A 21,716-nucleotide genomic window follows, 5' to 3' on the forward strand; every position below is an offset into this window, starting at 1 on the left:
TTATGTGCATTTATACTAGTTTTCATTTTATGAATGTATTTTATTTCTAGAAGGAAGAAGTTTTGATGTATTATTTACATTTATTGGAGCAATAACAAGTGGGCTTATTATAAAAAAACTTGTTCCCGAACTGATAAATGATAATGATAGAAATTCTAAAACAGCGAAAAACTAATTATGCTAATATTAAAAATTTTGAAATCAATAACCTAGTTACTGAAAAACAATGTTAGCTAACACTAACTAAAATTAATGCGGGGTTTGGGGTGTAATCAAATGGTTTGCGTAATTTTATATGGTCGTCAAATTTGTTTGATTTGAAATTTTAATAATCAAAAAAAGAAAAAGCGAAACCAAAAGCTATAGCTGCGTGCGTAGACGGAAACGAAAAGTTTCCTTGTCTCTGTACTACGCTTAGCCGAAGCCGTTGTGGAACATTTGAAAACCACAGAATGAAGATAAAATTGGAATAAGGTTTCAATAAATTATTTGGATCACTTTAGGAATCGCTTCTTTGATAATTCTTTATCTATTTATTTTTAAAAGAACAACGAACCAAAAAATATCTATCGCTGAAATTAGCGGATTGAAAGAAAAATCAATTCTTGGACGAAGTAGATTTTCAATAAAATTACTAAACGGAAAAAAACGAGAACTAACCGAATTGAAAACTCAATCTGAATTTAACGAATTGAAAAAAATGTTTGCTAAAATTGGAATAGCAAGCTAAAAAAACGTTGTACAACAATGTGTCCCATGAAAAGCCTAAGTCCAGTTCTCTAGAGTTAATTAATGTTTTTCTACGAAATACGTAAGTTTTAAATATACTTTACAATAGGATAACTTAAGAAACAATAAGAATTACACAAATGTATGTATAAAGATTTAGCACAAAGTTACAAGTGAAGTTCTCTTTTATCATTGCACTACTTATAACCAAAATGCTTCTTAAGGTTTAATCTTCTCCAATGTATTTACAAGCTCTTCTTTGACTGCCGCATTCGCTGAATTCAAGGGTAATTGATTAGCATTTAATAAGTTGGTCCCTTCTAAGGCATCGGTACTTAGGTTGTATAACCCCTCAGAACCATCCCCAAAGGCAATATACTTATGGGTAGCATTTCTTACGGAATAATCTACTAAACCCGTATTATCATTTCTGCGTTCTGCAAAAACATAATCGCGCTGCGTAGCATTAGTATCTTCTAGTAAAGCTTTAAAACTTTGACTATCCTCATAATCTGCACTACCAGCACCTGCAATATCTGCTATAGTGGCAAATAAATCGGTAGTATTAATTAAGGCGTCCTCGGTTTCATTACTACGAAAAACTCCTTTTCCAGAAATTACCATAGGCACATTAATACCTCCTTGGTAAATACTTCCTTTTACCCTTCTACTATTATATTCCTGTGCCACTTGGTTTGGAGTTCCGTTGTCGCCAATAAAAATAAAAATAGTATTGTCTTTTTCTTCTTGCGACATGGAGGCTAACAACCTCCCCAACTCCGTATCCATAGCTTCTAACATAGCCATATAATAGGGTAGAGGATTATTACTTATACTATCGTCATCTGTTGGTAGAGTTCCTTGAGAGTGTAATTCTGTATCTGGTAAATGAAACGGCGTATGCGGAGCATTATAAGCCAACCATAGAAACCAAGGTTTGGTTTGTTCATCTACCCAGTCTATTGCTAAATCGGTAAACTTAGTAGTGGTATATTCTGTAGAAGAAGCAGAAACTCCGTTTTGTACTAAATTCCAATCCCAATACGATTGTACCCCGCCAGATATACTTCCGGTATAGTAGTTTATTCCCATTTCGGTCGGGTGATTGGTATTGCTAGACAAATGCCACTTACCAATAACTGCATGTGCATAGGCAGAAGACGTTTTGGTATCTAAATAGCGTTGTAATGAAACTTCGGAAGTAGAAAGTACATCACCTACAGAAATTACATTGCTGTTAAATCCGTATTTTCCAGTAAGAATACTGGCTCTCGTTGGTGTGCAAGTAGCATAAGACCAAAGGTTATTAAAACGTATCCCGGTGTCTATCATTGCTTGCAGATTTGGCATGTTCGGTTTTATAGTACCACGATTAAATCCTGGTGTGGCATCGTGCCCCATGTCATCTGCAATGATTAGCATAATATTGGGGAGGGTATTATCTGTTCCTTCTTCGCTGTCTATATCTGTATTAATAGCATCTTTACTACAAGAAAGTATAAAAAAGAAAGACAGAATTGGTATATAATATTTCATACTTTTTGTAATTACGTTATTTTTCGTTTTTTAGTACGTTTATATGCCGGTCTAAACGTTGCATGTCTATTGCTATAGTTCCGTTGTAAACACCACGTATGTAGCCTTCCTTATCTACCAAAATGAAATTTTCGGTATGTATAAAATCATTCTCTGCTTGGGTTTTGCCAAAATCCTCATCGGCAAAATATCCGTTTCGGGCTATATTATAAATGGCATCCTTGTTGCCAGTAACTAAATTCCACATTTTAGCTTTCACCTTATTCTTTTTAGCATATGCTGCTAATACAGCTACAGAATCGTGCCAAGGCATAACCGAATGAGATAGTAGTTTTATATTCTTCTCTTTTGCATATTTTTTTTGTAAGCTGGCCATATTCTCGGTTAACTTGGGGCAGATACCTGGGCAAATAGTAAAAAAGAAATCTGCGATGTATATTTTTCCTTTGTAAGTTTCATTAGTCACTGTTTCTCCTAATTGATTGGTAAAAGAAAAAGAAGGAATTTTATGTGTTCCTTTTCCCCATTCTGGGGTAAAATCGGAGGAATTAAAATATGGTAGTTTAGTTATGGTATCTGGTTCTAAAGCAGGAGGCCTGCTTTGTTTACAAGAGCAACATAGTAAAGCAAGAATAATAAAAAAACTAATTTTTTGCATTGCTATTATTTAATTTGATTGCTATTAACATTAACCGTTTTACATCGTTTTAAGCCAATTAGGCCATAACGTTCACCGTATACCACTTCGTAATTAGCCTTTATTCTTCCGTCTGGCTTCCATAAACGTTGTTTACCATCTTCCTTACCGTTTACATAGTTAAAATCCTTATAGATTTGCCCAGATGCATACCATTCTTTATGAAATCCATTATACTGTCCTTGGGAATTAAAATGATATTCAAATTGAGGAGTTTTATTGTCCCACCACCCTTTGTGAATTCCGGTTTTAACACCATCTGTATAAAAGCGTTTTTCTGCTAATACACCATTAGAATGCCATTTTTTTTCCTCCCCATGTTTTCTTCCTTCTACATATGTTATTTGGGAAGCTAAAGTACCTTCCTTATAATGAGAAAGTATAGAGCCATAGTAAGCCTTCTCTTGAAAATATAGAATCCCATTTTCTAATTTTAAATACGGATTAGATTTTTCTAAAGATTGTTCTTTAGTAGGTTGTACACATTGCACAAAAAGAACCAAAAGGAATAGAAAGTAAAGATTTCTTTTTTTCAATTAACGACTAATATTCCCAGGAGTTCCAAAATATCCATTACCATTTAAATATGGGTCCTCATTTGTTATATGGTAATGGTAAATACCATCGGGAAAATCTTCTGTAACACCGGTGTGTCCATGATAAGCGTCTAAATCTGCATTAGTAACGGTCTCTCCGTTTTCCATAGGACCGTATATAGGAAAACCATCAGATAATAAACCTAAAAAAGCATCTTCCCCAAATTCTTGGGTAAGCCAAGTTGGTTCTACATGGTAGTGATAGGTAGTCATCGCTGGGTGGCCTAACCACTGATCAAAAGAATTAATTTCACCTGTTAAAGGATTATTTCCTGCTGCATACTGGTTAAAAAATACAACACCATTCCTTGCAATACCTATCGGACCTAAAGAGGTTGTCTCCTTGTTTACGGCTTCGGATGGCTTTAAGGAAATAGTAAAAACAATGTTCTGAGCACCAATACTCCCCGGATTTTGATTCCAATCTGGGTTAGTTCCATTATATTCTTCATATAAAGCATTGGCTGTATCCCAATAAGGACTTGTATGATCTGGCAAATCTTGGGTCGTAAAAATTACACTGTTACCATTTATTTCATAAGACAACCCAGTCCCAGAGAACTTAGTTAAAAGTGGTTGCGTATTATATGCCGTCGGATTTAAAGTTTCTAATTCGTCACTTCGGTCGCTTTCATCATTAGAACAAGAGAAGACTAGCGTTAACAAAACAAAAAAGTAGGTAATTTTTTTCATTGTAGTTGTATTTAAGATTAATTGGGAATACAAACAGTAAGACTTCCCTTTTTACAAAAGGTTTAATCTAGGTACTGTAACAACTTAATAAGTACGAATTGTATTATTTTTTAATAACGCAAATTAATAAAGAGTATTGCTAAATAAATGGATACCTTAAAAATAAAGGGGATGTACTCCAATTTTATGTATTAAGAATTGAAATTTAAAGCTCAAAGTGCATTCCTTTTTTTTCCAATTCTTTATAAATGGCCTTGTTAAATTTAAATAGGTTTCCTGGTCTACCAGCACCAGTAGTTTTAGCTTTTTCACTTAATTCCTCAAGAATACCTAAGCTCATTACTTTTTTCTTAAAGTTTCTACGATCTATGGGCCTGCTTAATAGGGTAGAGTAAAGTCTTTCTAAATCGGAAAAAGGAAATTTTTCATCTAATAACTCAAATCCAATAGGTTGGTATCTAATTTTACTTTGTAACCTTTCAATAGCTATTTTTAAAATTTTAGAGTGATCAAATGCTAGAGTAGGTACATTTTCTATTGGAAACCACTTTGCATCGAGAGCATCTGTATTTGCACGTAAATCTCTATAAGCATCCGATTTTACCAATCCAAAATAAGCTACAGAAAGAACATGTTCTCTTGGGTCTCTAGTAGGGGAACCAAAAGTATATAATTGCTCTAAATAGTTAATGCGTATACCTGTTTCTTCTCTTAATTCTCGCTCCACGGCGTCTTCTAAAGATTCACCATCTAAAACAAAACCACCAGGAATCGCCCAAGTATCTTTAAAAGGTATGTAGCGTCTTTTAATAAGAAGAACAGAAACACCATCTTCTTTATGATACCCAAAGACAATGGCATCTACTGTAACCTTTATATTTTGTGTTGTTTTCACGCAATAAAATTAAACTAAACTTGTTAAAGTACACAATAAAACTAAATCTAAATAAATGTATTAGGTTGTAAAACATTGTAAAACAGCTGTATAGATTAATTTGTGTTATTTTTACGCTAATTTATTAGGTTTTAATTTAGGAAAACTTTTATATTTGTGTATAAATTACACATATTAATTATTTTAAACTATATATTATGAATGGATTACTATTAACAGATGGCTACAAAACTGGGCATCATCAGCAATATCCTAAGGGAACAGAAGAGGTATATTCTAATTGGACCCCAAGAAGTAATAAGTATGCTCCCGAAGGTTGTAATAAAGTAGTTTCCTTTGGTCAGCAATATGTAATTCAATGGTTGCACGATTTTTTTGAAGAAAATTTTTTTTCCAAACCTAAAAATGTAGTATGTAAAGAAATTAAAGAAGAGCTCTCCATGTATTTAGGTACGGATTATGATGTATCTCATTACGAGCAATTACATGATTTGCAATACTTACCCATAAAAGTAAAATCTTTACCAGAAGGAGTAGAAGTACCGATAAGGATTCCAATGCTCACAGTTGTAAATACGCATAAAGATTTATATTGGGTTACTAATTTTTTAGAAACCATTTTATCTACCATGTTATGGCAACCAATGACTTCTGCTTCTATTGCTTTATGTTATAAGAGAATATTTAAAAAATGGGCTTTAAAAACAGATAAAGAAAATCTTGGATTTATAGATTTTCAGGGGCATGATTTTTCTATGCGAGGAATGGGTGGCTTACAAAGTGCACTATCTTCTGGAATGGGGCATGCTTCTATATTCTTAGGTTCAGATACATTACCGGTTATTAGTGGTTTACGTAAATACTATGATGCAGAAGGTTTTGTAGTAGGTTCAGTAAATGCAACAGAGCATTCCGTAATGTGTGCAGGAACAAAAGATGACGAAATAGGTACATTTAAAAATTTGATGAAAACGTATCCAACAGGAATATTATCTGTGGTAAGTGATACTTGGGATTTATGGAAAGTTTTATCTGAATATTTACCACAGCTCAAAGAAGAAGTATTAGCACGTGACGGAAAACTAGTTATTCGTCCGGATAGTGGAGATCCAGTAGATATCATTTGTGGAGAAGCTCTGGAAGTAGGAGGAAAAACTCCAAAAGATATAGGGGTTGTAGAAATGCTCTGGAATTTATTTGGAGGAACTATTAATGAACAAGGATATAAAGTATTAGACCCGCACATTGGAGCAATTTATGGAGATAGTATTACCACAACACGTGCCGAAAATATATGTCAAAGATTACACGATAAAGGTTTTGCTTCTACTAACGTGGTTTTAGGAATAGGATCTTTTACGTACCAGTATAATACAAGAGATACCTTTGGTTTTGCAATGAAAGCTACTTCTGTTGTTGTTAATGGAGAAAGAAGAGAAATTTTTAAAGATCCAATTACAGATGATGGAGTAAAAAAATCAGCAAAAGGATTGGTTAAAGTAGAAATACAAAATAATGAGTATGTATTAATAGATCAAGTTAGCCCTGAAGAAGAAAATGAAGGAGAGCTAAAAGTAATATACCAAAATGGCAATTTTGTAAATAGAGTTAATTTGCCGATCATTAGAGAAAAACTAAATAGCTGTGTTACTCAGGAACTTTTAGAAACTATTTAAATGCAGTAGATATGAATTATGAAATAAGTAAGTATAAAGACGGACAAGTAACAGCTAAAATATTAGAGAATGGTGATTTAAACGTTACTCTACGAGGTAATTCTTATGAGGATTTGTTTAGTGCAGCAACTATAAAGGAAGCTTGGGATGCTAATGTAATAGACAATAAAAATAATTCCTCCATTTTAACCTTATGCTGTTTAATAGGACAAAGGTCGGACAGAAGATTTAATCTTAATGAATCTTTTGATTTAAAGGTGATAGCCAAATTCATTAATAATATGAAGTATGATCAAGTACATGTTTTACATCCGCATAGTGATATCTCCTTAGCCTTAATCGAAAATAGTTTTAAAATTTCACATTTTTCTTATGTTGAACGAACATATAAAACTCTAGGAAAACCAGTATTAATTAGTCCAGATGCTGGGGCTTATAAAAGTACGCATGAAATAGCTGAAAAATTAAATGCCGATTTAATTCCGTCTAATAAAGTCCGTATTAATGGGGCTCCTGTAATTAGTGTCCAGGGCGATGTTAATAATAAAGAATGTTTAATTGTTGATGATTTAGCAGATGGAGGCAGAACCTTTAAGTTTTTGGCAGATGCTTTAAGGAAACAAGGAGCACGAAAAGTTTTTTTATATGTAACTCACGGACAATTTAACCACGGCTTTAAAGAACTCAAGGAAAGTATAGATCATATATACTGCACAAATAGCTATAAAGTTATTGAAGATGATTTTGTTACGCAATACAAAGTATTTTAGGTATATAATTCTATTAGCACACGTAATTATTGAAATTCCCGTTAGAAGAGTGTAACATAGTACAAGGAACTTATGAAAGAAATTTTAAACCAATTTTTTGAAATAGAACAGAAGATTACCAATCAGCAAATAACCACTTTAGGTCGCAATATAAAAAGATTGCACCATGAGTTTGAAAGGGAAGGTTTCATTTTAAAAAACCCTATTGGAGAAAAATTTAGCGAACTACGAACCGATATGGATGCAACCATAATGGGGGAACTTAATAATAAGTTAATCGTAACAAAGGTTTTAAAGCCAATCATTTATCAAAAACAGAATGAGGAACTAATTTTAATTCAAAAAGCCGTAGTTATAGTTGGTAATTAAATAATAAAATTAAAAATATAAATAAACACGTTTTTCTATGAAAACCATAAATTTCGGGATAGACTTAGGTACTACTAATAGCTTAATAGCAAAGTACAATGATGGTGAAATTGAAGTTTTTAAGAACCCATTAGGACAAAAAGCCACACTAGCTTCTGCAGTAGCTTTTCGAGGAAAACGTATTTTAGTAGGGGATAAAGCTCGTAATTTATTAGAAAAAGATCCCTTAAATGTATTTACTTGTTTTAAAAGAAAAATGGGTACTACAGATGCATATTTTGTAGAGAATTTAAAAAAAGAGATTACTCCAATAGAACTTTCTTCTTTTGTTTTACAAGAATTAAAAAACTTTATACATACCGGAGAAGAAATTAATGAAGTAGTAATTACTATTCCGTCTTCTTTCGATACAATACAAAGTAATGCAACTAAAACCGCTGGTATAGAAGCCGGTTTTAAAAAGGTATATTTATTACAAGAACCAATTGCTGCTAGTCTAGCATTTGCCAATAAGAACAACCTTCAATTAGAAGAAGAAAAAAAATGGCTGGTATATGATTATGGTGGCGGTACTTTTGATGTTGCTCTTTTGCAAATAGATGAAAGAGAAATGAATGTTTTAGATAATGAAGGGGATAACTTTTTAGGAGGGATGGATTTTGATAACCTTATTATCGAAAAACTGGTTATACCCCAACTAGAAAAAGAATTAAAAGAAGAAAATCTCTGGGAAAAATTTAAACAAAAGGAGAATACGTATCAAAAATTGTACTTTGAGTTACTTTATAGAGCAGAAGAGGCAAAAAAAGAACTTTCTCGATTTGAAACTACAGAAATAGAAATAGATATCGATGACAAAGACTTTTATACATCTATTACAATTAATCGAAAGGATTTTAATTCGCTTATAGAACCATCAGTACAACGCACCATAACCTTAGCTAAAAAAATATTAGAAAGTAACGGATGTAGGGCAAAGGATATTGAAAAAGTTATCTTAGTAGGTGGTAGTACTTTAATTCCTTATGTAAAGGAAAGAATACAATCTTCTTTAGGTATAGAAATAGATAGTAGTGTGGAGCCAACTGCAGCCGTAGGGATTGGAGCTGCGTACTATGCTGGAACTAAAATAGCTCAAATTGAAGAAACCAAACAAGAACCTAGCATAAACCCTATAATTTCTGCAACTCCGGAATACGAAATTATTTATCAAAAAAATTCACAAGATATAGAAGAACTTATTTCAGTAATTCCTCCTGAAAATATAGCTAATGGCAGTTATAGAATAACACGATTAGACGGCGGATTCGATACAGGATTAGTTACTATAACAGACGAAATTAGTTGTTTTGTAGATTTACTAGAGGGACAAAAAAACAGATTCAATTTAAAAATTTATGAACCAAACGGAACATTAGTTTACGAAAACAACAATATTACTATTATTCATGGTAAATATAATATTCAAGGACAATTACTACCACATGATATTTGTTTAGAAATCGATGATATTGATTATGGAGTAACCCGCTTAGAGGCTATATTTAATAAAAATGCAGTTTTACCATTAAAACGCACTATTTACAAGACTGCCACTAAAAATATTCTACTAGGAAGTGAAGAGAAACTACAAATAAATATAGTGGAAGGTGATGATGGTAGTTTACCAAGTTCCGGATTATCCATAGGTTTTATTGAAATTTCTGGAGGAAAATTAGAAAAAGATTTAATAAAGGGGACAGATATAGAAATCGATATTTCTGTATCTGAATCTAGAGATATAGATGTTACTATATTTCTAAGCTCTTGCGAACAAGAATTTAGAGATTCTTTTAAACCTACTCAACGTTCTATTAGTATATCTAAAATAGAAAAAGAGATATATACTGCCTTAAATAATATTGAAAAGGAAATTAAAAACAATGATGGAGAATATGAATTGTTGGCAAAGTTTCAAAAAATAAGAGAAAGTTTAATTGAGCTACAAATAGAACTCTCTTTATGTAATGAAAATGATAGTACAGATACAAAATTTAAAATAGATAATAATAAACAAATCCTTATTAAAGAGTTTGACCAACTTACAAGATTTAAAGCTCTAGATTCTAATATTAGTGAATACCAACTTAAATTAGCTATGGTTAAGAACGAGTTAAGTACTATATCTAATGAGTTTTATGAGAAAAAACTAGAAAAGATATTACTTAATGAAAAGGAGGTTCTAAACTCAGGTAATAAATACCTCATTAAATCAAAGATTAAAGAGTTGGAGCAACTAGATAATGAATTGTTTAACCAAACTAGTGAGAACTTTATTAGCCCTTTTCTATATTATAAAAGTATTACAGAATATAAAGAGTCCAAACGTGCAGAAAAATTAATAATAGAGGGAGATAAGGCCTTAGAAAAACAACAGTACGATGTTGTAAAGCATGTTGTTTACCAATTACATGCTTTATTACCAGAGCATCTAAGAAATGATAAGAAAGTTAACTTTAATGACCAAGACAAAACAGGACTTAGTTAATCTATTTCTGGTTTTACAAGTTCTTCCATAACTTCTTCTTTCAATGCTAAGTTTTTGTATATGGGAGTGCTATCTATGAAATCTAATTGGGCATTATTTCCTAAAGCTTCTACAATATAATATTTAGTTAATAATTCTCTTTGTTTTTTAGAAGTATACTTAAACATACTTTCGGGGTAACCAGTTTTAAGTTTTACAGTACGTAATCCTGGGAATTTTCCAAAAAAATCTCCTGCATAAAAACGTAAAGTATCTCCGACGGCTATATCTAGCTTTACTTTAGAATTGGATTGATAATATCCTGCTCGTTTATTATTAATACCCCTTTCTGCAAATAGTATTACAGCTTCCTCTCCTATATTATTAAATTTAATAGTTGTTCTAGTAGTGTCCGTAAATTTAGAAAAATCAAACTTATAAGGGTTTTCCCCAATAGATAATCCTATAAACTTCATATCATAGGGCATTTCATCTTGGGAAAGCAATTGTAACGATTTTATAAATTTTTCTTTGTCATTACGTAAGTGTCCTCGTTTTTTTAGTATATCTAAAAACGCTTTAGTATTTACTCCCACTTCTTTTGGAAAATTTGAAGGGTAAACAGGAGTATGTTTATAAGAACTACTAGAAAAATCATTTATCGAAATAAAAAACCTAAAAATAATAGCTATTATAACTATAACACTCCATGTAGAACCAGAACTAGATTTTTTTCCAGAACTTTCATATAAAACCTCAGTATTATTAATTTGAGCCGCTAGTTTTTTTACAAAACGTTTCATTTCAAAATCATCGAAATAAAGCTTTCGCATATGATCAAATACCAACTGTATCTTTTTAAATTCTCTATGTTTATTTTTGGTAGCATTGTAATAATCTACCATGGCATTTATATAAGCAATTTTTTCACTTCTAATGAGCCCTAAAGGGACTGTATTTAACAAATAACAAAAAGTACCGTAGGTCAGTTCTATTTTCTTATCTATTAATTTTCCCTTAGGAGTAATATTTATTATTTCTATTATAATATTTAATTGATTAATAATATAACGATAATAAGTATCTAAAAAATTAGGAGTAAACAACTCCTTGTATTGCATTGCCCTTATAATTACGTCATACTTTTTATTGGCAAAGTCTCGCTTTACCAGCTTCATCATAAAAGTATCAAAATAAGGAGATAAGAATTCAGCTATATTAGGTGTTTTTGCCAATAATTCTTTATCTACACTAAAAGTCTTAATATCGGTTGTATCACCTGTACTTATAAATTCTTTTAATAAGGGGTGTTTCTCAACAAAATAAATAGATTTTTTAGCATCTTCATCTTGTAATTGGGTTAATAATGCATGGAACTGCTGTGGATTATAACCCTCTTTACTATTTCTAAGCTGCTTCGCCTTTAATTTTTTTTCTAATCTGATAATACCCTTAGAATCTAAATTCATTAACTCCTCTAAGGAAATATTTAAGACACTTAATGGTGAAACATACATGAAAAATTACTTAGCTATTTATATTAGAATTACAACGATATATTTTTTGTTTTATGATGATTTATAAAAATACTTTCCTAAATGATAAAAAGTTTACATGTATTACTCCATTTTTGAATTACTCAAACGCCAATTATTTCTAGGTTAAACACCAATTTATGGAACTACTCAACATATAATTTTACATTGTTTAATAATACATTAAGCTCTGTAGATAAATTGTTTCAATGGCAATAAAAGTTGAAATCGAGTTTCATTTTATTTTTAAAGACAATAATATTTATAACTGTTTACTCTTAGACAGAGTTACTACATTTGCCTGAACGGTAAGTTAAGTTTTAATTAATAACTTAATGCGAAATGAAAACAGACATACGCATAACCTATAGAGTTAAGGCAAATTAACTTAGTTATTCTACTAATTCAGAAAGTTCGGTAGAACCAACATTCCCTTTTATTACATCCAAATCGAGTTCATTAAAATTATTCGCTGCTTTCACCAGCAGAGTAGAACCAATTCTTTGAAACAGGTTGCTTGTTTTTAATACAAACTCAGCTTGTTTTTCTATTCTGTAATTTGGAATACCTACTAAGGTTAAATCAGTGGAGGAAGATTCTTGTTCAATAATAGTATAGAAAGGTTTTTGTTCCACAGCATTATTGATAATCTTTATAGAAACATTTACCCTTAAATCCTCTACAAGTGCAGCTATTTTAGATTCAATTATAGATATATCTACATTGTTATTATTTACAAAAAGTACGCGAATATTAGTGTTATTCCATTTAGGAGAAGCAATTATAAAACGCGCTATATTTAACATCATTTCAGCATTTTTACTATCGGTTTCTCGCCACCACAAATCAACGGTACTATAGTTTCCAAATTTTCTTTTTTTATCAAAATCTAAGTAAAGTAAATTATAATCTAAATGCAGTAATGTTTCTGTCATTTTAAAGTACTCTGATGAGTTTTCTAAGCCTTTAGGCCACCCCATCATTATGGTATTAGGTTCTACTCCAGAAAACCCGAAAGTAGAGGCTATATTGGTAATACCGGTATAAATGTTATCCACTTTTATTTGTCTAGCAAAAATCCCTAATTCCTGATAGGTTTCATCTCTAATAGTTTGTTCTGCTTTTTTTAAGGGTTTACTATTTTCTGTATCTAATATAAGTTTAAAATTTGTTACAATTCCCGTTCTTCCAGATACTGTTTTCCCTAATTCTAATAAATAGGATTGGTGATCACTCTTTCCACTAAATAGAATAATATTTGGATTCCAATTGGCATTTTCATCTACCTTGTCATCAATCTTTTTTAAACCTTTATTCACAATATTTTCCCATACACTTCGCCAAACATCATTAGATTGTATTTTAACCTCTTTACGCTGTAAGCCAAAATATAAGAAGCCTATTATAGCAAAAGCTCCTAGCATAGCAACCATATCTAACTTAAACATCACTGCAAAACATGCTATAAACCCTAGAAGGCCTATCCATCTTTTAATCTTAAAAGTGGGCTGAAAATCTGGGTTTGCCCAACTTTCTAAAAAATATGAAATATTTATAAAACCATACGCGGTTAAATAGAACATAGAAACTACACGTGCAATAACATCTAGCTCTCCTATTAATATTCCAGCTTCCGCAATTATAAAAACCAAAAACAGTGCATGTACTGGCTCATTGTTATCTCCACGACCTTTTCCAAAAATTTTTGGGGTTACTTTATCTATCGACATAGCTTGTAATATTCTTGGTCCACCAAGTATTCCTCCTAAAGCAGAAGATAAAGTAGCTCCCCAAATTCCGGCTGCAACAGCAGGAGCAAAGAAGGCTATTTTCATTAAAAAATTATAATCATTTTTAAGAATAGTACTATTTACATTATAGGCAAAAAACATAGCAAGAGTAATGTAAACAACTAACCCTACAGCAATAGCTAATAAAGTACCTACTGGAATAGATTTTTTAGGGTCTTTTAAATCTCCACTCATGGCTATACCAGCAGTAAAGCCAGTAACCGCAGGGAAAAATATTGCAAAAACTACTTCTAAAGATGCTCCCCCATCTGGCGCCAGCATAGCTACAGATGTTGGGGCAAATTCTGGACTTCCTAAAAAAATGGATAATAAGGATATAACTATGGCGGCAAGAATAAAAAATTGTGTTTTTAAAGCAAAAGAGGTGCTTATTAAGGCAAGAGCCGTAAGGCATACCAAAGCAATTGTTCCTGTAATTCTAAAATCATTCACAGACATTCCATACCCAAAGAAAGAATTAAAACTTTCTGCGAAACCAATTAAATACAGGGCTATTGAAAAAGCCGTTCCTACATATAATGCAATCCCAATGGAACCTCCAATAGGAATCCCCATACTCCTAGAAAGCACATAATATATACCTCCGGCACCAATTTTTTTATCCGTAGCTACAGAGGAAACACTTAAACCTGTAGTTATTGCAATAATATGAGCTATTATAATTATAGCTATAGCTCCAATAAGGCCTGCATTACCAACAACCCAACCAAGACGCATATACATAATAACCCCTAAAATAGTTAAGATAGAAGGTGTAAATACTCCTGCAAACGTGCCAAATTTGTTTTTTTCTGCCATTGGTTTTCGTGTTTTTTTAAAAATAATCTCAATGAAAACTTGGCAACAAATATACATGCATTTCTTACAAATTTTGGATGGATTATTACTATCTAAAAATAATTTATAAAGGGTTGTATATTCTGTTTTATTCTAATTATAACCAATCCATAACATTCCCAAGAATAGTGTACTTATCTTTGACAAAATTATTTTTATGATTAAGCGGTTTTCAGAATTAGGAATTAATACCCAATTAGAGCATAGTTTAGATGAATTACAATTCTCTAAACCAACAGACATACAGAAAAAGACTATTCCGCTTATTCTAAATGCAAAGAAAGATATTGTTGCTTTAGCAAAAACAGGAACAGGTAAAACAGCAGCTTTTGGATTACCATTATTACAACTAATAAATATAGATAGTATTAATCTACAAGCTGTAATTTTAGCTCCGACGAGAGAATTGGGACATCAAATTTATACTAACCTTATTTCATATGTACCTAATAATTCTTCTATTTCTATTGCATCTATTTGTGGAGGAACACCTATTAAACCACAAATAGAAAGGTTACAAGAAAAAACACATATGGTTGTGGCTACACCAGGTCGCTTGGTAGATTTAATAAATAGAAAGGCTATAAACTTAAAAAATGTAGATTTTTTAGTTCTAGATGAAGCGGATGAAATGGTAACTAGTTTAAAAGAAGACTTAGATCCTATTGTTACTGAAATTCCAAAAACAAAGAGAACCTTTTTGTTTACAGCAACCATGTCCGGAGCGATTAAACAATTGGTTCAAAATTATTTAACCAAACACCCTACGCATATTGAAGTAGATATGACCACTATGGGGCATAAAGGTATAGACCATCAATACATAGTCGTAGAACCTATTGAAAAGTTAGATGTGTTATTACACTTTTTAAGTACTAAAGAAGGTGAAAGGGGAGTAATTTTCTGTAAAACCAAAGCTGCGGTCAATAAATTAGCAAAAAACTTAGCTATTAATAAGTTTTCTTCTGGTTCTCTTCATGGGAGTTTAACACAAGGAATTAGAGATAGGGTTATGAGGCAATTTAGAGAAGGACAAATAAACATTTTAGTAGCTACAGACTTAGCCTCCCGCGGAATTGATGTAAAAGAAATAACGTACGTAATAAATTATCATTTACCAGATACGTACGATACTTATGTGCATAGAAGTGGCCGTACTGCTAGGGCAGGAGCCAAAGGACTTTCACTGACCATTCTACAAAAAGAAGAAGAGATAGATATTGCTGATTTTGAAAACGAATTGGGCATTGTTTTTCATAAATCTAAAAAGGCAGATGCGCAAAGTATTGAGGAAAACAATAGTCTACTATGGGCTAAAAAGATTTTCAAAACAAAACCAAACAGAGAAGTTTCGGATTCTTTTAAAGGTAAAATAAAAACCATTTTTCATCATCTTACGAAAGAAGAGTTAATAGAAAAAGTGCTAGCAAATCACTTAGAGCAATGCAATAAAGAAACTCCTCTACGCAAAAAAAAGAAATAGATTAATGGCAAATTATATTAAAGCACAGCAAGATATTCTTAAGAAATTACAGATAAATGCTTTGCACGCAATGCAAAAAGAGGCTATTGCCAGTATAGAATCTAATAGAAATACTATTTTGTTATCTCCTACAGGTACGGGGAAAACTTTAGCTTTTCTATTACCTTTAATTAAAACTCTAAATCCGGAAAGCTCAGAGATACAATCATTAATTTTGGTGCCTACTAGAGAATTGGCTATACAGATAGAACAAGTAGCCCGTAATATGGGAACTGGTTTTAAAGTAAATGCAGTTTATGGTGGAAGACCCATGTCTAAAGATAAAATAGAAATAAAACATAAACCTGCAATTCTTATAGGAACTCCAGGTAGAATTTTAGACCATATAAATAGTAAACGTTTTGCCACAACAACAATTAAAACATTGGTTTTAGATGAGTTCGATAAATCATTGGAGATAGGTTTTAAGGAAGAAATGAGTGCTATTTTATCGGAGTTGTCTAGTTTAAATAAGCGAATATTAACGTCTGCTACACAGGGAGTTAAGATTCCTAAATTTGTGCTATTAGATAAGCCAAATATTATAAATTACTTGGATAATAAGAAAAGTTCGCGTTTGGAACTTAAAACGGTAATTTCTCCTGACAAGGATAAATTAGATAGTTTATTAAGTTTAGTGTTCCACTTAGGGAATAAGCCAGGAATAATCTTTTGTAATTTAAAAGATAGTTTAACTGTAGTGAGTTCTTTTCTTGAAACTAATAATATATCTCATGGATGCTTTTCGGGAGGTATGGAACAAAAGGATAGAGAGCGCGCCTTAATAAAATTCCGTAATGGAACTAGTCAAATATTACTTGCTACAGATTTAGCTGCTCGAGGTATAGATATACCAGAACTAAAGTTTATTATTCATTATGAACTTCCATTGCATGCAGAGGAATTTACACATAGAAATGGTAGAACAGCCAGAGTAAATGAAAAAGGAACGGCCTATATTCTACAATGGAAAAATCAAAGTTTACCAGATTTTATTACGGGTGCAGGAGAGGCTAGTATAGCTACGAAAAATAATAGGGAACCACAATTTTGGGAGACTTTATTCATTTCAGGAGGTCGAAAAGACAAAATATCTAAAGGAGATATTGCCGGTCTATTTTTTAAGCAAGGAAGCCTTACTAAAGAACAATTAGGTGTCATTGAACTAAAACAAGATTGTGCTTTTGTTGCTGTACCGAAAACCAGTGCTAATGTTTTAGTAGAAAAATTAAACAATAGTCGTTTAAAAAAGAAAAAAGTACGAATAACTATACTGTAATATGGATGCAAAAGGGTCGATTTATATACAGTAAAATACCTCAGAGTACATCTTAGGGAATTTTGTTTAGATTAAATATTCCCGTAATGTAAAAAACAGTAAGTTTACAAAAACGCATTTACATAAAATTTACACAATAGATAATGTAAGTTTTTATATTTTTTTACTACTTAAATTTCTAATATAAATGCGATTAATAAATATGAAGAATTTTTGCCTGTATATGTTACTTTTTATGGTATTGTTTTCATGCAGTAAAAGTGGTTCTTCTGATGTGGAAAAGAAAGAAGAAAAGGAAGAAGAAAAGGAAGAACTTATTTCTAATTTTGAAGCTAATACACAAAGTGTAACAACCAATGATAGTGTTACTTTTAATGATTTATCTGAAGGTTCTATTGTCTCAAGAGAATGGCTTTTTCCTGGAGGAGAACCTGAAACATCTACTTCCAAATCACCAATTATTACTTATAAAAATACTGGATCGTTTGATGTAAGCTTAAAAGTAAAATCTACAAATGATGAAATTACAGAGGTAAAGAAGAATTTTATTAATGTTACAGTGGAACCTCAAAGTGGTCCAATTCCGGAGGACTATGTACTACGTATTGATTTTAATAATAATGTAGCTGATAAAAGCCCAAACGAGAACCCTACCGAGCCTATTAATCTTATATATACAGCAGATAGATTAGGTATAGAGAATACCGCAGGAGTTTTTTCAGCTGTTTCAGAAAGCTATATTAAAATACCTCATAACAATGCTATAAGCCTAGACAAAGAAATGACCATTTCTTTTTGGTACTATTATCAAGAACAGCAAAACAATTCTTTTTTTACGCTTATAGAAAAAACTAATCCAGATGATGGTGGCCATTCTAGATATGGAATGTGGGTATATAATGGTGGAGTTATTGAAATGTGTATAGAACCAGATACTTGCCCGCAAAGCTTATGTCAAGAATGTTTAGATGCAAGTACACCGCTTCTCGTTAATACTTGGAATCATTTAACAAGTACTTTTGATGGTAGTACTCTTAAGATTTATATTAATGGAAAAGAATCGTCATCGAAAAATGTAAATGCTTCTGGAATTTCACAAACTGAGTACGAATTATTTATAGGTACGGACCCATATAACTCAATTCAGAATTATGTAACAGGCCGTATGGATAATTTAAGATTGTACAATAGAGCGCTTTCAGATGCAGAAATTCAAAGTGTTTATAGAGAGTAACTTTTATAGTAATAAAAAGCAGAACAATAAAAGTATTATTCTGCTTTAGTTTCTAAAATATGATGTTTTTTTAGGCTTACACTATTTACTCGATAATCGAGATTTAAATGCTCTGACGCTTGCGTCGAAATCAATGCTTATTTTCCTTCTAATGCCTGGTGGGCTTGCCCCGAGGTTGTTTACTATAATGGTAAAATTAAAGTATGTAGTTATATTATGGCATCATTTCCTTGTACTCCGGTACTAAGACGTATAGCATCTTCAACATTGTAAATAAATATTTTACCGTCACCTACTTGCCCTTCAGATGCATTATCTTTAATAACATTAATACATTTCTCCAAGTGAGAATCACTAACAACACACATTATCATAACTCTGCTTTGTAGAATCATAGATTGTTCAGTGCCACGATAACGTTCAGAATAACTTTTTTGAAGACCCGTTCCTTTTACAGGAATTACGGTAATGCACGGAATTCCAGCTTCTTTTAAACCGCGTTGTACTGCTTTTAATTTAGATGGCCTTATTATAGCTTCAATTTTTTTCATTTCTACAATTTATATTCTCTTATTTTTTATTCAAAAGTAGTGTATGCTTCCACTCCAAAAGTTACAGCATCTATTCCGGCTCTTTCTTCCGATTTGTTAACTCTAATACCAATAGTTTTCTTCAGTATAGTTATAATAATATATGTTACTATAAATGAAAATACTCCTATTACTAAAACTCCAATTGCTTGAGTTATTAATAAGGCCGAACCACCTCCAAAAAGTAAACCATCTTCCGCCGCGAATAGTCCTACAGCTATGGTTCCAAATAGACCATTTACACCGTGTACAGCAATAGCGCCAACAGGGTCATCGATTTTTACTTTATCAATGTATAAAACAGCCACATCTACCAATATACCTGCTATAAAACCAATAATAATGGCAGAACCAGGTTCTACAATATTGCAGCCAGCGGTAATGGCAACCAAACCTGCTAAAACTCCATTTATGGTCATGGTAATATCTATTTGGCCATATCTAAAATAGGTGTAAAACATGGTAGACATTCCACCTGCAGCCGAGGCTAAAAAAGTGTTGGTAGCAACCACACCTATTAACTCCCAATTACCCACTGCGCCAAGGGTAGATCCTGGGTTGAATCCAAACCAGCCAAACCATAGAATAAACCCTCCTACAGCTGCTAATGGTAAATTATGGCCTGGAATGGCTACAGGATCACCGTTTTTGTCATATTTTCCCATTCGAGGACCAAGTACTATGGCTGCAGCTAAAGCGGCAAAACCTCCCATGGCATGCACGGCCGCTGAGCCTGCAAAATCATTAAACCCTCTTGCGGTTAACCACCCATCTGGATTCCAAACCCAGTTTGCTGCTAAAGGGTACATAAATGCACAAAAAACAACAACAAAAATAGCATACGCCCAAACTTTCATTCTTTCCGCTACTGCGCCCGAAACTATAGATATAGCTGCTATTGCAAAGCCTAATTGAATAAACCAAAATAGTTTATTAGATACGGTTAATCCAAGTCCTAAATCATGAGACATAATTCCAAAATCAAAAGCAAACCAGCCATTACTATTTCCGTACGCTATACCAAAGCCGATGGCATAAAATGCTAATCCACCAAAAACTATATCAATGATGACTTTGGCAATGATACTCATAGTATTTTTTGCTCTTACAAAACCTGCTTCCAAGAGAGCAAATCCTCCTTCCATTAAAAAAATGATTGCTGCACATATAGATACCCAAACGGTATCAATTGCAGAAATAAGTTCTGTTTGTTCTAAGGCTGCAGTAGCAACTCCTTCCATGTAATTATTCTTTAGTTGGTTAGTTAAATAACGAATTATTCAATTTTTATATCGAAAAAAAAGTAATATATAAAAATGAATAGTCAATATTTACGAATTTGCTAAAAAATAACATTTTAGTCCGTTTTTATTTTAAAAGTAGAAATTACAAATAAAGAGAGGGGTTTTTAGTATAGATGCAGTATTTATAAGTTCCGCATTTATATGTAAAGTTTCTAAAAGACATGTATAAAAAACGCCATATTAAAAAAAGGAATTAGTAATATTTGTGTTACCTTTTTAAGGTGTTTGCCTCATTTTTAAAAAAAGCAGATAGACGGAAATTTCCATATTTTATTCCTAAGACCTGATTTTGCATATAGTTTAAACAAGGTAAATTATTTCTTGTATTAAATTTATATACTGCCCAAAGAATTATTTTTTTTAAACAAGAGGGAATATGTATTATTTGGGGATGTTTACCATGGGCATCAAAAGCAATTTTAGCTATTTCTTTTATTGTTAAAATTTCTGGACCTCCTACACATAGGTGATTGTGTTTAATTGTGATAGCTTCTATACATGCTCTTGCTAAGTCCTTTATATCAATTGGATTAAATTTCTCATTACCTTTTCCAAAAAGATATATTCTACCCTTATTAGCCATCATTAAGAAACTATTAAAGTTGCTAAAAGTACCATTGGTACTTATAACGGTATACTCTATTTTTGATTCTTTTAATTTTAATAGAAAAAAGTTTTTTTCCTCTATAATTTTTGGATTATTGTGTAGATAAGAATGAGGAGCTTCTACGTAAACAAACTTTTTTATCCCTGCTTTTTTCATTTCATAGAGCAATTGAATATTTGCTTGATAGTCAGAACAAATATCAAAAATACTTCTATTTTCTCTCACTAAACTTAATGTAGAAATAACCGTATTAATGCCTTCTAGATGTTTCGCTAAAAGATTAGGTTGGTCCGACATTTTTTCAACGACAATTCCGTTGCTCTTAGGAATCTTATGTTTTCCAACTAAATTTCTTGTTAAAACTTTGACTGGTACATTTCGTGCGGCTAGTCTCCTAACTATTACTCCCCCGAGAATGCACTCAGCACCAGTCAATAATACCTTTTGGTTAATATCCTTCATAATTTTGATTCCATAATAGAGTGAGGAAATTCTATTATGGAATCAAAATTATGTGGATAAAAAATAAA

General features: G+C 32.0%; 17 protein-coding genes. 7 read left to right on the forward strand and 10 right to left on the reverse strand.

All coding sequences use genetic code 11. The features are described 5' to 3' along the window. Window positions 1-948: 948 nt before the first annotated feature. The 5 genes from Q0856_RS11085 to Q0856_RS11105 form a co-directional block, all read right to left on the reverse strand. On the reverse strand, window positions 949-2,265 hold the full coding sequence (locus Q0856_RS11085) for a sulfatase-like hydrolase/transferase (RefSeq protein ID WP_298504961.1): 1,317 nt from the start codon (window positions 2,263-2,265) through the stop codon (window positions 949-951). A 16-nt stretch (window positions 2,266-2,281) separates the two neighbouring features. Then, complete coding sequence (locus Q0856_RS11090) at window positions 2,282-2,923, reverse strand: SCO family protein (protein WP_298504963.1); 642 nt, start codon at window positions 2,921-2,923, stop codon at window positions 2,282-2,284. A gap of 5 nt (window positions 2,924-2,928) precedes the next feature. Then, window positions 2,929-3,498: a hypothetical protein gene (locus Q0856_RS11095; RefSeq protein ID WP_298504965.1), complete on the reverse strand. Its 570-nt coding sequence runs from the start codon at window positions 3,496-3,498 to the stop codon at window positions 2,929-2,931. Beyond that, window positions 3,499-4,251 carry a YHYH protein gene (locus Q0856_RS11100; protein WP_298504968.1) on the reverse strand — a complete coding sequence of 251 codons (753 nt, stop codon included), beginning with the start codon at window positions 4,249-4,251 and terminating at the stop codon, window positions 3,499-3,501. Between the two features lie 205 nt (window positions 4,252-4,456). Next, window positions 4,457-5,146: an NUDIX domain-containing protein gene (locus Q0856_RS11105; RefSeq protein ID WP_298504970.1), complete on the reverse strand. Its 690-nt coding sequence runs from the start codon at window positions 5,144-5,146 to the stop codon at window positions 4,457-4,459. A 197-nt stretch (window positions 5,147-5,343) separates the two neighbouring features. On the opposite strand from Q0856_RS11105, the gene Q0856_RS11110 reads away from it, so the two are divergent. From Q0856_RS11110 to Q0856_RS11125, 4 genes are all read left to right on the forward strand, one after another. Continuing rightward, window positions 5,344-6,822, forward strand: coding sequence for a nicotinate phosphoribosyltransferase (locus Q0856_RS11110; protein ID WP_298504972.1), 1,479 nt, complete (start codon window positions 5,344-5,346; stop codon window positions 6,820-6,822). Window positions 6,823-6,833: 11 nt separating this feature from the next. Then, the gene (locus Q0856_RS11115) at window positions 6,834-7,592 is read left to right on the forward strand and encodes a phosphoribosyltransferase family protein (RefSeq protein WP_298504975.1); all 759 of its coding nucleotides are present in this window, start codon (window positions 6,834-6,836) and stop codon (window positions 7,590-7,592) included. A gap of 72 nt (window positions 7,593-7,664) precedes the next feature. Continuing rightward, on the forward strand, window positions 7,665-7,961 hold the full coding sequence (locus Q0856_RS11120; RefSeq protein WP_298475433.1) for a hypothetical protein: 297 nt from the start codon (window positions 7,665-7,667) through the stop codon (window positions 7,959-7,961). Window positions 7,962-7,998: 37 nt separating this feature from the next. Continuing rightward, window positions 7,999-10,488, forward strand: coding sequence for an Hsp70 family protein (locus tag Q0856_RS11125; RefSeq protein WP_298504979.1), 2,490 nt, complete (start codon window positions 7,999-8,001; stop codon window positions 10,486-10,488). Here the strand turns inward: Q0856_RS11125 and Q0856_RS11130 are convergent. After that, complete coding sequence (locus Q0856_RS11130) at window positions 10,485-11,984, reverse strand: hypothetical protein (RefSeq protein ID WP_298504982.1); 1,500 nt, start codon at window positions 11,982-11,984, stop codon at window positions 10,485-10,487. The two genes, Q0856_RS11125 and Q0856_RS11130, sit on opposite strands and share 4 nt — an antisense overlap. Window positions 11,985-12,394: 410 nt before the next feature. Next, complete coding sequence (locus Q0856_RS11135) at window positions 12,395-14,611, reverse strand: amino acid permease (protein WP_298504985.1); 2,217 nt, start codon at window positions 14,609-14,611, stop codon at window positions 12,395-12,397. Between the two features lie 196 nt (window positions 14,612-14,807). Here Q0856_RS11135 and Q0856_RS11140 point away from each other — a divergent pair, with 196 nt between their 5' ends. The 3 genes from Q0856_RS11140 to Q0856_RS11150 all read left to right on the forward strand — a co-directional run bounded on the left by Q0856_RS11140 (window position 14,808) and on the right by Q0856_RS11150 (window position 18,685). Next, on the forward strand, window positions 14,808-16,133 hold the full coding sequence (locus Q0856_RS11140; RefSeq protein WP_298504988.1) for a DEAD/DEAH box helicase: 1,326 nt from the start codon (window positions 14,808-14,810) through the stop codon (window positions 16,131-16,133). Between the two features lie 4 nt (window positions 16,134-16,137). Next, the gene (locus Q0856_RS11145; RefSeq protein WP_298504991.1) at window positions 16,138-17,451 is read left to right on the forward strand and encodes a DEAD/DEAH box helicase; all 1,314 of its coding nucleotides are present in this window, start codon (window positions 16,138-16,140) and stop codon (window positions 17,449-17,451) included. Window positions 17,452-17,653: 202 nt separating this feature from the next. Beyond that, complete coding sequence (locus Q0856_RS11150) at window positions 17,654-18,685, forward strand: LamG-like jellyroll fold domain-containing protein (protein WP_298504993.1); 1,032 nt, start codon at window positions 17,654-17,656, stop codon at window positions 18,683-18,685. A gap of 209 nt (window positions 18,686-18,894) precedes the next feature. On the opposite strand, the gene Q0856_RS11155 is transcribed toward Q0856_RS11150, so the two are convergent. From Q0856_RS11155 to Q0856_RS11165, 3 genes are all read right to left on the reverse strand, one after another. Beyond that, window positions 18,895-19,236 carry a P-II family nitrogen regulator gene (locus Q0856_RS11155; RefSeq protein ID WP_298475447.1) on the reverse strand — a complete coding sequence of 114 codons (342 nt, stop codon included), beginning with the start codon at window positions 19,234-19,236 and terminating at the stop codon, window positions 18,895-18,897. 26 nt (window positions 19,237-19,262) lie between these two features. Next, complete coding sequence (locus tag Q0856_RS11160) at window positions 19,263-20,516, reverse strand: ammonium transporter (RefSeq protein WP_298504995.1); 1,254 nt, start codon at window positions 20,514-20,516, stop codon at window positions 19,263-19,265. A 271-nt stretch (window positions 20,517-20,787) separates the two neighbouring features. Then, entirely contained in the window at window positions 20,788-21,648 is an 861-nt protein-coding gene (locus Q0856_RS11165; protein WP_298475453.1) for an NAD(P)H-binding protein, read from the reverse strand. Window positions 21,649-21,716: the final 68 nt, after the last annotated feature.

It is taken from the genome of uncultured Maribacter sp., from assembly GCF_947496775.1.
In the GTDB taxonomy this organism is placed as follows: domain Bacteria; phylum Bacteroidota; class Bacteroidia; order Flavobacteriales; family Flavobacteriaceae; genus Maribacter_B.